This is a genomic window from Vreelandella olivaria (genome assembly GCF_023507745.1).
Taxonomy (GTDB): domain Bacteria; phylum Pseudomonadota; class Gammaproteobacteria; order Pseudomonadales; family Halomonadaceae; genus Vreelandella; species Vreelandella olivaria_A.
Genome location: NZ_JALPZO010000117.1, coordinates 15721 through 30548, shown reverse-complemented (window position 1 = coordinate 30548; position 14828 = coordinate 15721). Strand labels below are relative to the sequence as shown.

Here is a 14828-nt window from a genome sequence, read left to right as displayed (position 1 = left end):
AAAAAATGCAAAAATACCGAGCTAACATAACCGTACGCCACTTAAGCGCTTAACGTGCTGTCCCATGCGCTGTTTTAAGCGGCAAAACACCACAGTTTACAACGCTGGATGAAGGTACTTAACCGGCATATAACGTTGTAAGCTACGCAACCAATCGACGCCAGCCAACAAAGCGTAATTTTGAGAGGCAACTCTCCCGCTCAACGGAAGCTCTTTGGTATTGCATGGCGCTTTATATGGCCGCGTAGCGGTTCGGAGCCTCTCTTATGTCTAACACCTTTGATCTTTATCGTGCCGTATGGCGCTGGCATTTTTATGCTGGCCTGCTGGTGCTGCCTTTTCTGATTACCCTTGCGATCACCGGGGGGCTTTATCTTTTCAAAGATGAATTGGACGCTTTGATTCACGCTGACTTGAAACGCGTTGCGGTTCAGGAAGCCGCGCAGCCGCCTTCTACCCTGGTCAGCGCTGCGCTTGAGGCCCACCCCGGCACCGCCGTGAAGTACACCGAACCAGCGACACCCGAAAGCTCTGCCGAGATCACCGTGAACACTCTAGAGGGTGAGCGCCTCGCTGTGTATGTAGACCCTTATACGTCGAATGTACTGGGGGCACTGGATGACCGTGGTACCGTTATGTGGACAATACGTGAACTACATAGCTTTCGCTTCTTCGGCTCCACTGCCCGAAAGGTGATTGAGATCGCCGCAGGCTGGTCAATTCTACTCGTGGCTACCGGCCTTTACTTGTGGTGGCCGCGCCGTTCCGGCTCTGGCGGTGTGGTTAACGTACGCGGCAAACCCAAGAGTCGGGTATTTTGGCGTGACCTTCACGCTATACTGGGGCTTTTCGCCGGTGCATTTATTATCTTTTTGGCCGTTACGGGTATGCCGTGGTCCAGCGTATGGGGCACTAAAGTCAACGCGTGGGCCAATGGCAATAACTTTGGCTACCCAGCGGGTGTTCGGGTGGAAGTGCCGATTTCCAACGCCTACCTACGTGACCAGGGGCAAACCAGTTGGTCACTGGAGCATGCCCGCCTGCCAGCGTCCACACCGCCCGCCACGCCAGCCCCCCGTATCAGCCTTAACCATGCTGTCGAGGTGTTCAATGAACTCGGCCTGCACCGTGGCTTTGCCGTTAGTCTGCCTTCTTCGGCAGCGGGTGTTTATAGCGGCTCCGCCTACCCGGATGATGTAAGCCAGCAGCGTGTTGTGCACCTTGACCAGTATAGCGGCGAGCCACTGATCGATATGAGTTATGCCGATTACGGCCCGCTGGGCAGATGGCTGGAGTTGGGTATCAATATCCACCTGGGCCAGCAATTCGGCCTGATGAACCAGCTATTCCTGCTGGCTGTCTGCCTCGCCATCATTCTTATGTCGGTGGCGGCGGTGGTTATGTGGTGGAAGCGCCGCCCCAGGGGCACGATGGGCGTCCCTCCCTTACCGGCGGATAAACGTGTATTTCGCGGCCTGATCGTCATGCTGGCTATCGGTGGGATGATTTTCCCACTGGTTGGCGCCTCGTTCATCATTATGCTGCTGCTTGACTGGTTTGTCGTACGTCCTCTACAAGCACGCAAACTGGCAAGAAAAATAGCTTAAGCGCACCTGAGTGGGGGGGTGATGAAGCGCCCTGGCAGATGGCAATAAACGCAATACCGATGCCTGAGCTGAGCCCAGATCAACGTCATAGGCCAGGGTGCCCACGACATTAGTGCTGCGTATGCCCGTGCGCTTCCTCCTGGTGGTCATGGCTGTCCTGGTGATGCTCTTCGCCTTCAGGAGAAGCTCCGGGGGGGACCACCTGAAGTTGAATGTCGATACTGTCAGCATGCTGGAACTCCAGCGTTACCAGAAGCGGCTCTCCTTCCACAATGGGGGTCGCAAGGTCCATAAACATGAGGTGCAGGCCACCTGGTGCCAATGTCACCGTACTGCCCGCAGGTATTTCAATACCACCAGACAGCGGCGCCATCCGCATCACATCGCCATCCATTTCCATGGTGTGAATCTCGACCCGTTCGGTGATGGAAGACGTTGCACCCACTAGCCGGTCATCTTGATCGCCACGGTTGGTCAAGGTGACAAAACCACCTCCTGCACCCGCACCAGGAGGTGTGGCCCGAATCCAGGGCTGAGAGACTTCAATAAGCGAACCGTGACCATCTGAGCCGTCACCTTCATGAGAGCCGCCATGATGGGCGAAAAGCGAGGTGCTGATTAATAACAGTGAGAACAACAGGACTGTGCGAAGTATAAACATAGTGGCCTCCATAAATAGCGCTTAGGCGCTAACACTCTCTTAATAGACAATTAAGAGGCAAGTCATCAATGGCATCATTAAAACGCTAAAGGGGGAGTAGGTATCATTTTTTTAACGCAGTACGGTCGAGCGCAAGCTATTTTCGTACAAAGCCTAATGCACTACAACACGATTACGGCCACTACGCTTCGCCTGGTACAGCGCCTTGTCTGCCCGCTGCAGGGAGTGCTGGTAGTCGGGGTGGCCATCGTGCAGCGTTATCCCCACACTGATCGTTACATTTAGCAGGGTGTCGGCGGCAGCCAGTACTGGCTCTTTGGCGACCGACTGGCGCAGGCGCTCGGCAAACAGCCGGCTGCCATCATGGTCGGTATCCACCAGCACGATCAGAAACTCCTCTCCCCCCATACGGAATACGTAATCCCCCCCACGGGTGGAGCGGTCCAGAATGCTCGCCACCTGCTGCAGCACGTTATCACCAGCATCATGCCCGTGAGTATCATTAATCGACTTGAAATGATCAATATCCACCATCAGTAGCGCAAAGCACTTCTCAGAGTGACGGGCGATATTGATTTCCCGGTTAAGCACCACTGATAAAAACTTGCGGTTCAGTAGTCGGGTTAAGCTATCGCGCCCGGCTTCTAAGCCCGACGCCCGCTCCAGTACATCATCCAGCAACATTAAGATGGTGCGTGCAGCGTCACGAATATCGCTGAGCGCCTTGAGCCGTTGGGTGGCATCACCACTGCTCAGCGCTTGCAGCCACTCTCCATCCACTTGCTGAATATGCCATGAGATGGTGGCGATTTCGGGTGCGCCTTCAAACGCATGACAGGCTTTATGGAAATACCACAGTCCAAATTCGGAATTAGCCAGCCTGGGCAACGCTCCAGCTCCATGCTGGGCCGCCACAGCAAACATCAGTGCGTTTTCCCAGCTCAGCAGTGACGAGCGCTGACGTTCATGCTCGTCACCAATACTTTGGGTAAGCGAAAATAGCTTATATGCCTCTTCTGTACGCACATTGCGGTCGCTGGCAACCGAGTAGGCATGGCTCATAATCTCCATGGCCATATCGATATGGTCTGATACGTAAACAGAGGCTTCACCTGGCGAAAAGGGGCTTTCAAACGAAGCGTTGATCTGCTCGTAAAACGCCTGCTTGAGTTGGCGTGCTCCATTCAGCACCAGATTCACTGGAAGATCGATACGGGCATGTACCTGCCCAACTATCTCTTGATGCTCTACCAGGGCGACAAAGTCGGTATGATCCACGGCAAACATCATACTCAGCCAACGCCGCATGGAAGGGTTTAAGCGTTGCTGCACCTGATCGTTGGAAAGGAAAAGCGAGGCATGCGGGTCTTCCAGCATAATGCCATAGAAGCGATCCGCAAAGAGATCACGGTGATACTCTACAAGTGTCTCCACCGCTTGGCGCAGTGGCCCGGGAGTGCGCTCTATAAGCGTTTTCCACTCTGCGGCGAGCTGATGTTTATCCTTGTAGCGCATAACCCACCCTATTCTTAGTGCGAAAACATACCATGCTACACGCAAAACAAGGCCACCAACACACATCCAGCGCAGTGTTTTAGCCAAAATGCCCACCCATATGGCGGGCATGATAGGGGCAGTAACGTATTTAAACCGTTAAATGCTGCTTAATAAGTTCGTTCGAGAGTTCACCAATCTCACCTTTGGCCACTGGCCGTCCGCGGTCCATAATCACAAACCGGTCGGCGTATTTACGGGCAAAAGGCAGCTTCTGCTCTACCAGCAGAACCGTTAAACCATCCTCTTTGATCAGTTGGCGAATCACTTGGCCGATTTGTGCCACGATATTGGGCTGAATACCCTCGCCTGGCTCATCCAGAATCAGCAGTTTTGGCTCAATCACCAGCGCCCTCCCAATGGCTAACTGCTGTTGCTGCCCACCCGACAAGTCACCACCCCGGCGGTGCTTCATTTCTTTGAGTACCGGGAACAGCTCAAAGATACGCTCAGGGATTTTTTTTAGCCCATCGCTGCGAGCGGCAAGCCCGGTGCGCAGATTTTCCTCCACTGTTAGCAGCGGGAATATCTGCCGCCCCTGGGGGACGAAACCAATCCCCAGCCGGGAGCGGGCTTCAACCGCTTTTTTGGTTAACTCGATCTCACCGTTATCACCGGCACGGTAGCGTAGCTGGCCGCTTTTCACCGCCACCTCGCCCATGATGGCTTTCATCAGCGTGGTTTTACCCACCCCGTTACGGCCCATCACACAGGTACACTGGCCAGCGGGCACTTCCAGGTCCAGGTCCCAGAGCGTATGACTTTCTCCATAGAACTGGTTAAGTTTTTCAATCGCCAGCATCAGGCGGCCTCCTCGTCGTCCGCACCCAGGTAAACTTCAACGACGTTGGGGTCGCTGGAGACCTGATCCATACTGCCTTCTGCCAGTACACTACCCTGGTGCAGTACGGTCACGGTACGGGCAATGGAGCGCACAAACCCCATATCGTGCTCCACTACCACCACCGATTGCTTCCCCGCCAGTCCGGTGAGCAGCTCTGCGGTGCGCTCCATTTCTTGTTCCGTCATACCCGCGACAGGTTCATCCACCAGCAGTAGCCGGGGGCGCTGCATCAGCAGCATACCGATTTCCAACCACTGCTTCTGGCCGTGGGAAAGAATGCCCGCTGGCTGGTAGCGCAGTGCAGTGAGGCCGATAGTTTCCAACACCTCATCAATGCGGTCTTTGATCTCTCCGGTCATGCGGGCTGTCAGCGTCGGGAAAATCCGCTTATCCGCCGCCATGGCCAGTTCGAGATTTTCGAAGACGCTGAGTGCTTCAAAGACCGTGGGTTTTTGGAACTTGCGCCCAATGCCCAGACTGGCTATTTCCGGCTCATTCATCTGTAGCAGGTTGTGGCGGCTACCGAACCAGACACTGCCTTCGTTAGGGCGAGTTTTACCCGTGATAATGTCCATCATGGTGGTTTTACCGGCCCCATTGGGGCCGATAATGCAGCGCAACTCGCCGTCATCAATGGTCAGGTTGAGGTTATTGATCGCCTTAAACCCATCAAAGCTGACGGTGACATCCTCCAGATACAGAATCGGGCCGTGACGAACGTCAACCGGTGAGGCCTCTGGTGCCATAAAACCAAACACCCGATCCCGCGTTTTAAGCGATTGCAAAAAGCTCATGCGGAGGCCTCCCCGGTACTGGCACGCTCATCGTGCTTTTGGCGTTTACGTCTAATCAACAACCCTGCGACCCCCTTAGGCAACAGCACGGTAACAAGGACAAACATCGCCCCCAGGGCAAACAGCCAGGCATCGGGCATAACACCGGTAAAGACCGTTTTGGCATAGTTCACCAAAATAGCGCCTATCACGGCACCGTAGAGTGTTGCCCGACCACCCAATGCCACCCACAGCACGATTTCGATAGAGAACAGCGGTGAAAATTCACTGGGGTTAATGATGCCTACCTGAGGCACGTACAGTGCACCGGCAAGGCCCGCCAACATGGCGGAAACCACAAAGACAAACAGCTGGAAACGCTCAACCCGATAGCCGATAAAACGTGTCCGTGCCTCAGCGTCTCGGGTTGCTACGCACACCCGGCCCAATTTGCTGGTGACAATCGCCCGGCACAGGATGTAACCCAGCGCCAGCGCCACACCGGTGGCAATAAACAGCCCCAGGCGCGTGTCGTTGCTGCGCAGGTTATAGCCCAATAGCTCGCGGAAATCGGTCAGCCCGTTGTTGCCGCCAAAGCCCATTTCGTTGCGGAAAAACGCCAGCATCAGGGCAAAGGTCAACGCCTGGGTGATAATCGAGAGATAGACCCCGGTGACCCGGGAACGAAAGGCGAGAAAACCAAACACCAGTGCCAGCAGGCCTGGGGCTAACAGCACCATGGCAAAAGCAAACCAGGCCATATCAAAGCCGTACCAATACCAGGGCAGGCTATCCCAGTTAAGGAATACCATGAAATCTGGCAGCACCGGGTGGCCGTAAGTGCCACGGTCACCAATTTGGCGCATCAGGTACATGCCCATGGCATAGCCACCAATGGCAAAAAATGCCCCATGCCCAAGGCTTAAAATCCCCAGATAGCCCCATACCAAATCCACCGCAACCGCTAACAGGGCATAGCTCAAATACTTGCCGAACAGGTTAACGGTATAGGCATTGACATACAGTGGGTGACCCTGCGGAACCGCCAGATGCAGTACCGTAACCAGCAGCAGGGCAGCAAACAGTACGCCCAAAAAGATCTGCGTTGTACGCTCGCCCAATGGCCGGGTTAGCCAAAACTGGCTTGAGGATGATTGTGTCATCATGGGTTAGCCCTCCGCAGCCCGGCCCTTCTGCGGGAAGAGTCCACGCGGGCGTTTTTGAATAAACAGAATGATGAACACCAGCACAATGATTTTGGCCAGCACAGCGCCTGCCCAGGGTTCCAGTATTTGGTTAATCACACCCAGGGAGAGCCCGGCCACCAGTGTGCCCCACAGGTTGCCAACCCCACCGAACACCACCACCATAAAGGAGTCGATGATGTAGTTCTGGCCCAGGTTGGGGCCAACGTTGGTTAACTGTGAGAGCGCAACGCCTGCCAAGCCAGCCACCCCTGAACCCAACGCGAAGGTCATGATATCCACCCGCGTGGCGCGAATCCCCATGGAGCGTGCCATGGCGCGGTTTTGAGTGACAGCGCGCACTTCAAGTCCAAGCCGCGTACGGCGCATGATCAGCATCAGAGAGGCAAACACTACCAGGGCAAAGCCCAGCACCACCATACGATTCAGAGTTAGCGAGAGCGCATCATTGATCACCAGCGAGCCACTCATCCACTCCGGCGTCACCACCGTGCGGTTGAGAGGCGAAATTACCGTGCGCACCAGCTGCTGCAGGATGAGGCTAATACCAAAGGTCGCCAGCAAGGTCTCCAGCGGCCTCCCCTTAAGAAACTGGATAACGCCACGCTCGATAGCTATGCCAACTAAAGCGGCCACCATAAAGCCCGCTGGGATTGAAAGAATCAACGCCAACCCCGGCTGGCCGGGCAACAGCTGTTGCATCATCCAGGTGGTGTAGGCCCCCAGCATAATCAACTCGCCATGCGCCATATTGATGACGCCCATCACCCCAAAGGTAATCGCCAGACCAATGGCGGCCAGTACCAGCACAGACCCAAGGCTGAGGCCAAAATAGAGGGTTTCAATACCGCGGTTAATTTTCAGATTCTGCTCGATACTGGCCAGTGCTTCGCGTGCGGCATCCGCCACAATGGGGTCATCGCCATTGGCTGCCCGGCTCAGTGCAACACGGGCACGGGGATGCAAACTGCCGCGCAGCGCTTCGACCCCTTCAAGCTGGCCACTCTCTACCTGATAGATCGCCAGCGCTTGTGCAAGACGACGCTGTACCTGCCCATCCTCCTCTTCAGCGATCAGTTCGCTTAACGGGGCGGCCAGCTCTTCATCAACTTCACCTAACAGCCGTGTGGCGGAGGTGCGGCGACGGTCAACATTGGGGGAGTAGAGATCAACCACGGCAATGGCGCTGCGCAGTTGGTTGCGCAACGCATTGTTAATCCCTATACGGTTCAAGTCGCGCCGGGACATTTCGCCCAGCGATTCATTGGTCAGTGCATCTTCAACCGGCCAGTTACGGCCACTGTTGTCCAGCACGATAACGAAACGACCATCCTCGGTACGTTGCAGGCGGCCATCCAGCAGCGCCTGCAGCCAGTCACGGGCGCGTTCGTCGTCGCTTTGCAGAATGGCGGTTATCGCTTCCCCTTTGGCGGGGTAAGAGCTAACGTCGAGCGCCTCAAGCAGCTCGAGCGCAGCCGAATCATCAGGGGAGGCTTGCTGTGCCTGCGCGGTGGGTAACCACCCCATCAGCAGGCATGCAAGTCCCAGTATCAGGAAGCGCCTCATGGGTCTATTCCTACGTTGAGTAGCGGGAGAGACAGCGTGCCTCCTCGCCGCCCTTGGGCGACGAGGGGTAAAAAGGCTTAATTTTATTCAGCCAGTGCCGCTTCGGCTTCTTCTGCTGCGGTGCTGCCACCACACGAACCGTTCACGACGTTGAAGTTGCCGCAGCGCATCGGAGCACGCCAATCAGCAATGAGATCCCGGGAACCCGGCAGGAAGTCTGACCAGGCATCACCCGCCACGGTAGAGGGAGTTTGCCATACGACGTCGAACTGGCCGTTATCCTGTACCTCACCAATCAGCACCGGTTTGGTAATGTGATGGTTCGGCATCATTGCAGCGTAACCACCGGAAAGGTTCGGCACAGCAACACCGATAATGGCGTCTTTAACGGCATCAGCATCGGTAGTGCCCGCTTTACGTACCGCTTCTGCCCACATGTTAAAGCCAATGTAATGGGCTTCCATGGGGTCGTTGGTAACAGCGTCTTCATCGCCGGTCCAGTCAATCCAGGCATCGATGAAGTCGTAGTTCTCATCGGTGTCCACGCTCATAAAGTAGTTCCATGCAGCCAGGTGGCCCACCAGGGGGCCGGTATCGATACCCGACAGCTCCTGCTCGCCCACAGAGAAGGCGATGACGGGGATATCCGCTGCGTCTACCCCTTGGTTCGCCAGTTCACGATAGAAAGGTACGTTCGCGTCACCATTAACCGTCGATACCACAGCGGTGGGCTTACCCTCTTCACCAAAACGGCGAATTTCCGAGACGATATTCTGCCAGTCGGAGTGGCCGAACGGCGTGTAGTTGACCATGATGTCTTCTTCCGCGATACCGTGCTCTTCCATCAGGAATGCTTCAAGAATCCGGTTAGTGGTACGCGGATAGACGTAATCAGTACCGATCAATGCAAAACGCTCAATCCCCACTTCGTTGAGCAGATACTCAACGGCTGGAATCGCCTGCTGATTGGGCGCTGCACCGGTATAAAAGACGTTTTCAGAGGACTCTTCACCCTCATACTGCACCGGGTAGAACAGCAGCCCGTTCAACTCCTCAAACACAGGCAAGACGGCTTTACGCGACACAGAGGTCCAGGTACCGAACACCACGTCAACTTCATGCTGTGCCAACAGCTCGCGCGCACGCTCAGCAAATAGCGGCCAGTTCGAGGCTGGGTCCACCACAACGGCTTCCAACTGGCGCCCCAGCAACCCACCTTCTTCGTTCTGCTTATCGATCAGCATCTCGACAGTGTCTTTCAGGGTTGACTCACTGATAGCCATGGTGCCGGAAAGCGAGTGGAGAATACCGACCTTAATAGGGTCATTCTCTTGAGCCACCGCCTGGGCACTGACGCCCATTACGGCGGCGGCAATTAAAGCAGTGGCGAAACGGCCAGGAGTACGAGGGTGTGTCTTGCGCTGCAATCTGGTCACTTGAACCTCCTTGCGCCCCTTATGGCTGGGGCTCGTTGTCTGGGCTTCGCAGCCAAACCATTCACCCGTTATCATTGGTTTTCACAGGGCAAACGGCTTGGAGCGTCCTCTAGCATTAGCTACTCACTATTAGCGCTTAACGCTTGCAAGGGATGCGCCACATTGGAACAAAGGAGGCTAACTAAAATACAATCAATTACTTAAATTAAGGTTAAAAAAACAAAACATTGCCGATTGCACCAAAACAAGGCAATCATAAATACAAATCGCACAAACCCAATGCACCAATAGATTTCCGTGCACCAATAGCGACTTTTTAAGCTATATACATATAAAAAAATGCCCCGGTCCATGACCGGGGCGCTGGCATTTAAATACTGCCACTTAAGTGACTGGGCGTTTGCGACGCTTTTTCAACAGCGGCAGGGTAAGCGACAATAGCGCAATCAACAGCAAGGACAGGGAGATAGGCTTCTCAACGAAAATCATCCAGTCGCCGCCTGATATTTGCAGTGCACGACGCATGGATTCTTCCATGATATTGCCCAAAATCAGCGCCAGAATCAGCGGGGCAGCCGGGAACCCAAACAGACGCATTCCCAGGCCCATCAGGCCAAAGCCAAGCAGCAGCATCAGGTCAAACACACTGAAGCTCATGCCATACACGCCGATCATGCAGAAGATTAAAATCAGTGACAGCAACAGTGGCCGTGGCAGATCAAGAATCTTGGCAATCAACGGGATCAGGGGCAGGTTAAGCACCAACAGGAAGATATTGCCGATATACATACTGGCAATCACCCCCCAGAATACGTCAGGGCGCTGTTCCAGCATCATGGGGCCAGGGGTAACACCCATTACCAGTAGCGCCCCCAACAGTACTGCGGTGGTACCGGAGCCAGGCACACCAAGTGTTAACAAGGGTACGAATGAGCCGGTACAGGCAGCATTATTCGCGGCTTCCGGTGCAGCAACACCTTTAATATTCCCTTTACCAAAGGTATCACCATCCTTCGCCAAGCGTTTTTCCATGCTGTAACCAAGGAACGAGCCGATCGTTGCCCCAGCCCCCGGCAGAACGCCGGTGAAGAATCCCAATATTGAGCTACGACTGATGGGGCCTGCAATTTGTTTGACTTCACTACCGGATAATTTCAGCGAACCAATAACGTTACGCTTGGGCTCTTTACCACCGCCACCACGCAGCAGCATGTAAAAGACTTCTGCCAGGGCGAAGATGCCCAACGCCACCACCAGAAAGTCGATACCGTCAAGCAGGTGCATGGAACCAAGTGTAAAACGCTCAGTGCCCGTTTGCAGGTCGATCCCCACAATCGAGATCATGATCCCAATCACCGCTGCAATTAACCCCTTCACCAATGATTTATCCGACAGTGAAACCACTGCCGTCAAACCCAACACCATCAGCGCAAAATATTCAGCGGGTCCAAAACTCACCGCCACTTTTGAAAGCAGCGGAGCCACCAGCATCAGAAAGATAATGGACACGGTGCCGCCAATAAAGGAGGCATAAGCGGCGATTGCCAGGGCTTTACCCGCCAGCCCTTGTTTAGCCATGGGGTAACCATCAAAAGACGTCGCCACAGTCCCTGCCACACCGGGGGCGTTGAGCAGGATGGACGAGGTGGAACCACCAAAAATGGCACCGTAATAGACACCCGCCATCAGGATCAGGCCGGAGGAAGGCTCCATAGCGAATGTAATAGGGATCATTAACGCCAAAGCACTGATCGGCCCGAGACCCGGCAACATACCGATAATGGTACCGGCGAAAACACCGGCAAAAACATAAGCAATATTGATTGGCTCAAGCGCTATGCCAAAGCCATACATAAGATTATTCAGGGCATCCATGGGAGTATCTCTCTCAAAACCCGCTACAAAGTTCGCATCACGGTATGATTAGAATGGCAAGACGCCTGTGGGTAGATAGACATCCATTACCCGTGTCATCGTCAGGTAAAGAGCTAGCACCACACCCAGTGATGTCGCCAGATTGATTCCATGACGGCGGTAACCATAGTAAGCGGTCAAACCAACACACAGCAGTGTCGATGCCAACACAAAGCCCAAAGGCACCAGCAGCAGCGCATATACGGCAATTGCCAGAGCGGTTACCACGACGCGTGCCCAGGGCGTAAACAGTAACGGGCCTTGGGTTGCCTCCTCATCAATCTGGTCAGACCCTGCGATAACGTCGGGCTTTTCAAAGTACAAAAGCACCGCCAACAAAAGCAGCGAGACACCTAACACCTTGGGAAACAGGTCAGAGTCAATTGGCCGCGGTAATGGAAACGTCGGAATTTGCCACGCCATTGCCAAATAAGCAGCGGCAAACAGCGCCAACACAAGCGCCAGCCATTGGTTGATATTTAATCGGGTCATGGTATCTCTCCGAAGAGGCTATTGCCCCTCACGGTGTCAGGCGGGAACCCCTAGCGGCGTCAGCCGCTGGGGTACATCAATTACAGGAGTAATAGCTACTGGCGTAGCAGGCCAAGGTCGCTTAGGACACTGCTGAACAGCTCTTGTTGCTCATCCAGGAAAACGCCAAACTCTTCGCTGTCCTGGTAAGCATCAATCCATCCCAACTGATCGCGGGCACGCTGCCAGCCATCGGTTTCCAGCATTTCAGCAAAGAGATCTTCGTAATAGGCAACCGCTTCTTCGGGCATATCTGGAGCGCCCATCACACCGCGCCAGATATCGAAGGTGTAATCAACACCCTGCTCCTGGTAGGTAGGTACATCGGCCAGACTACCGCTTAAGCGCTCAGGAGCGGAAACACCCAGAGCACGCAGCTGGCTGCCTTCGCCCAGTTGGCCAACCGATTCACCCGCGCCAGTGATGACTGCCTCCACATGCCCGCCCATCAGGTTGGTCATGGCATCGCCACCACCCGAGAAAGGAATATAGTTCACGCTGGAGGCTTCCAGGCCAGCAGCTGAGGCAAGGCCTGCCACCGAGATATGATCCATCGAGCCTGGGGCACTACCACCACCGATGCTGAGGTTGGGATTCTCTCTCAGCGCGTCGAACAGGTCGTTGATGGTTTCATATTCGGAATCGGCAGCGACCAGGAGAATCGAATAATCGGTGATCAAGCGCGCAACGGGGGTAAAGTCGCTATGGTCATAGCGTGAGGCGCCCGCCAGCGGCACAAGAATGACCGGCGGGCTGGTAGCAAACAGCTTATGCGGGTTACCGCTATCACGGGCGATTTGTGCCCAGGCAACTGCCCCGCCGCCACCAGGAACATTGATGGCAGCAAAGTTGCGATCAGAAAGCTGCTCTTCCTGTATCACACGGGAAACCGTACGCACCAGCGTATCCCAGCCACCGCCTGGGTTAGCAGGTGCAACAAATTCGATTGAGCGGCTTGGTGTCCACTCCTGGGCATTGACAGCGGTGGCCATTCCGCTAAGAGCTGCCATTGGCAAGGCGATCACCGCCAAGCGCTTCAAGGAAAGCGACGTCATTTGCGTTCTCCACGTATAGGCTACGTTGTTATAAATGTGTTATTGCGCAGTGGTTACGTCGCGAACGTTAGAAGAAGCCTACCCTGTGAGACAAGTTTGTGAACATAAAAGACAAAATGTTCTTTGTGATCGTTTTGTTCATTTTGTTCACCAGCTCTTCCTGATCACAACGCATCCCAACACGGATGCGCCGCCTCCCATAGCCGCCTGCGCCCTCACTACTTAGTTTAGTACTACTTAAGCTTAGTATGTGAGTAGCCAATCAATCAAACGGCAATCACGCCCAGTAGAATTGCACACACCAGCAGTACGACGCTCAATCCCCACATCCAGAAGAACGAATAGCGCAAATGTTTGTGCATCTCAAGACCAGACAGGCCCAGAGCCAGCCATACTGCCGGTGCCAGGGGGGATACAAAGGTTCCCACGATGTTACCGATGATCATGGCATAAGCAGTGGAATAGGAGTCAATTCCGAAGGATAAGCCGATTTGCTCCACCACGGGGAGCAGGGCGAAGTAATACGCATCTGTGCTGAGCAGCAGGTCAAACGGCACGCCTAGTATCCCGATGATGATATGCAAATAACCAGAAAATGCGGTCGGCAACACGGTTACCACATCGTTGGCAATGGCAGTCAACATGCCCGTGCCATTCAGTACCCCCAGAAACAGCCCTGCCGCAATAATGATGGATGCCATGGTCAATGCATCCGGCGCATGTGCCTGGATGCGCGCCATCTGTTCTTTAGGTGTTCGATAGTTCACCAACAGCGCCACCGAGACCCCCAGCAAAAAGGCCAGGCCAGCAGGTAAAACACCGGCCACCAGGATAGTAATAACCGCAATGGCAATCAGCGCATTCACCCAGATCAATTTGGGACGTTGCAGGCTGACATCTACCTCATTGGATACAACCCCTTGAGTAAGCGGCGCTTCATTACGCTCCTGGCTTGGCTGCAGAGTGCCATAGGTTCTCAGAATCCTGCGTTTTTCCAGGATCCCCATAAAAATAGCCAGCGACAGCATCAGAACGAGCCCGATGGCCTGAATTTGAATCAGCGGATACCATAGCTCGGTTACATCCACCTCCAGTACCGATGCCACCCGGCCCAATGGACCACCCCACGGCACCATATTGACGATGGAAGCGGAACCCGCAATGAGGAGGAGCAGTAAGTAGGGGTTCATACGCAGCCGCAAATAGAGCGGTAATAAAGCAGGAATGGTAATCAGGAAGGTGGATGCACCCGAGCCATCCAACTGCGCCACCATTGCAATAAACACGGTAATAACGGCAACCGTAATGACATTGCCCCTCGACAGGGCAATCATCTTGTTAATCACCGGCTCGAACAGCCCCGTATCCTGCATAATGCCAAAGAAAATAATGGCGAAGATAAACATCACCGCCACATTCATCACAGAGTTCAAGCCTGAACTAAAGAATCCTCCCAGATCATTTGCGTCAAACCCAGCCATAAAGGCAGCAATCACCGGCGGTATCACCATTGCCACCAGTGGCGACACGCGTCCACTAATGAGTAGGCCGACGATAACGATTATGGTAATAAAACCAATAACACTTAAGCTCATGCGTTATTAATCCTTGCTTTAATTTTAAACTTAACCAGCCATAGCAACCCGCACAGAGGCAGCGTCTCGACCCCGATGGGCTATCGA

At 54.4% G+C, this 14828-nt stretch carries 12 protein-coding genes; 1 reads left to right on the top strand and 11 read right to left on the bottom strand.

Annotated elements, in window-relative coordinates:
* Positions 1-266 precede the first annotated feature (266 nt).
* Positions 267-1607, top strand: a complete 1341-nt coding sequence (locus tag HP566_RS11830; protein ID WP_249977467.1) for a PepSY-associated TM helix domain-containing protein — start codon at positions 267-269, stop codon at positions 1605-1607.
* A 109-nt stretch (positions 1608-1716) separates the two neighbouring features.
* Here the strand turns inward: HP566_RS11830 and HP566_RS11825 are convergent, their stop codons facing one another.
* From HP566_RS11825 to HP566_RS11775, 11 genes are all read right to left on the bottom strand, one after another.
* Positions 1717-2268 (bottom strand): copper chaperone PCu(A)C, encoded by a 552-nt coding sequence (locus tag HP566_RS11825; protein ID WP_249977466.1) that lies wholly within the window; start codon positions 2266-2268, stop codon positions 1717-1719.
* Positions 2269-2421: 153 nt separating this feature from the next.
* A complete protein-coding gene (locus HP566_RS11820; protein WP_249977465.1) occupies positions 2422-3783 on the bottom strand; it encodes a diguanylate cyclase in 1362 nt (453 codons plus the stop codon).
* Positions 3784-3913: 130 nt separating this feature from the next.
* Positions 3914-4624 carry an urea ABC transporter ATP-binding subunit UrtE gene (gene urtE, locus HP566_RS11815; RefSeq protein ID WP_249977464.1) on the bottom strand — a complete coding sequence of 237 codons (711 nt, stop codon included), beginning with the start codon at positions 4622-4624 and terminating at the stop codon, positions 3914-3916.
* Positions 4624-5460: an urea ABC transporter ATP-binding protein UrtD gene (urtD, locus tag HP566_RS11810; protein ID WP_249977463.1), complete on the bottom strand. Its 837-nt coding sequence runs from the start codon at positions 5458-5460 to the stop codon at positions 4624-4626. The genes urtE and urtD overlap by 1 nt, the downstream gene beginning before the upstream one ends.
* Positions 5457-6605 (bottom strand): urea ABC transporter permease subunit UrtC, encoded by a 1149-nt coding sequence (gene urtC, locus HP566_RS11805; RefSeq protein WP_249977462.1) that lies wholly within the window; start codon positions 6603-6605, stop codon positions 5457-5459. Before urtC ends, urtD begins: the two co-directional genes overlap by 4 nt.
* Positions 6606-6608: 3 nt before the next feature.
* The gene (gene urtB / locus HP566_RS11800) at positions 6609-8210 is read right to left on the bottom strand and encodes an urea ABC transporter permease subunit UrtB (protein ID WP_249977461.1); all 1602 of its coding nucleotides are present in this window, start codon (positions 8208-8210) and stop codon (positions 6609-6611) included.
* Between the two features lie 83 nt (positions 8211-8293).
* Positions 8294-9646, bottom strand: a complete 1353-nt coding sequence (urtA, locus tag HP566_RS11795; protein ID WP_249977460.1) for an urea ABC transporter substrate-binding protein — start codon at positions 9644-9646, stop codon at positions 8294-8296.
* Positions 9647-10030: 384 nt separating this feature from the next.
* Positions 10031-11521: a tripartite tricarboxylate transporter permease gene (locus tag HP566_RS11790; protein ID WP_249977459.1), complete on the bottom strand. Its 1491-nt coding sequence runs from the start codon at positions 11519-11521 to the stop codon at positions 10031-10033.
* Positions 11522-11569: 48 nt separating this feature from the next.
* Complete coding sequence (locus HP566_RS11785) at positions 11570-12052, bottom strand: tripartite tricarboxylate transporter TctB family protein (protein WP_249977458.1); 483 nt, start codon at positions 12050-12052, stop codon at positions 11570-11572.
* A gap of 95 nt (positions 12053-12147) precedes the next feature.
* Entirely contained in the window at positions 12148-13146 is a 999-nt protein-coding gene (locus tag HP566_RS11780; RefSeq protein WP_249977457.1) for a Bug family tripartite tricarboxylate transporter substrate binding protein, read from the bottom strand.
* A gap of 266 nt (positions 13147-13412) precedes the next feature.
* Positions 13413-14741: a CitMHS family transporter gene (locus HP566_RS11775; RefSeq protein WP_249977456.1), complete on the bottom strand. Its 1329-nt coding sequence runs from the start codon at positions 14739-14741 to the stop codon at positions 13413-13415.
* Between the last annotated feature and the right edge of the window lie 87 nt (positions 14742-14828).

Excerpts from the sequence above, each read along its gene's own strand:
- HP566_RS11785 (WP_249977458.1), bottom strand. The coding sequence starts at position 12,052 with ATGACCCGATTAAATATCAACCAATGGCTGGCGCTTGTGTTGGCGCTG.
- urtB (WP_249977461.1), bottom strand. The coding sequence starts at position 8,210 with ATGAGGCGCTTCCTGATACTGGGACTTGCATGCCTGCTGATGGGGTGG.
- urtD (WP_249977463.1), bottom strand. The coding sequence starts at position 5,460 with ATGAGCTTTTTGCAATCGCTTAAAACGCGGGATCGGGTGTTTGGTTTT.
- HP566_RS11830 (WP_249977467.1), top strand. The coding sequence starts at position 267 with ATGTCTAACACCTTTGATCTTTATCGTGCCGTATGGCGCTGGCATTTT.
- urtE (WP_249977464.1), bottom strand. The coding sequence starts at position 4,624 with ATGCTGGCGATTGAAAAACTTAACCAGTTCTATGGAGAAAGTCATACG.
- HP566_RS11825 (WP_249977466.1), bottom strand. The coding sequence starts at position 2,268 with ATGTTTATACTTCGCACAGTCCTGTTGTTCTCACTGTTATTAATCAGC.
- HP566_RS11820 (WP_249977465.1), bottom strand. The coding sequence starts at position 3,783 with ATGCGCTACAAGGATAAACATCAGCTCGCCGCAGAGTGGAAAACGCTT.
- HP566_RS11790 (WP_249977459.1), bottom strand. The coding sequence starts at position 11,521 with ATGGATGCCCTGAATAATCTTATGTATGGCTTTGGCATAGCGCTTGAG.
- HP566_RS11775 (WP_249977456.1), bottom strand. The coding sequence starts at position 14,741 with ATGAGCTTAAGTGTTATTGGTTTTATTACCATAATCGTTATCGTCGGC.
- urtC (WP_249977462.1), bottom strand. The coding sequence starts at position 6,605 with ATGATGACACAATCATCCTCAAGCCAGTTTTGGCTAACCCGGCCATTG.
- HP566_RS11780 (WP_249977457.1), bottom strand. The coding sequence starts at position 13,146 with ATGACGTCGCTTTCCTTGAAGCGCTTGGCGGTGATCGCCTTGCCAATG.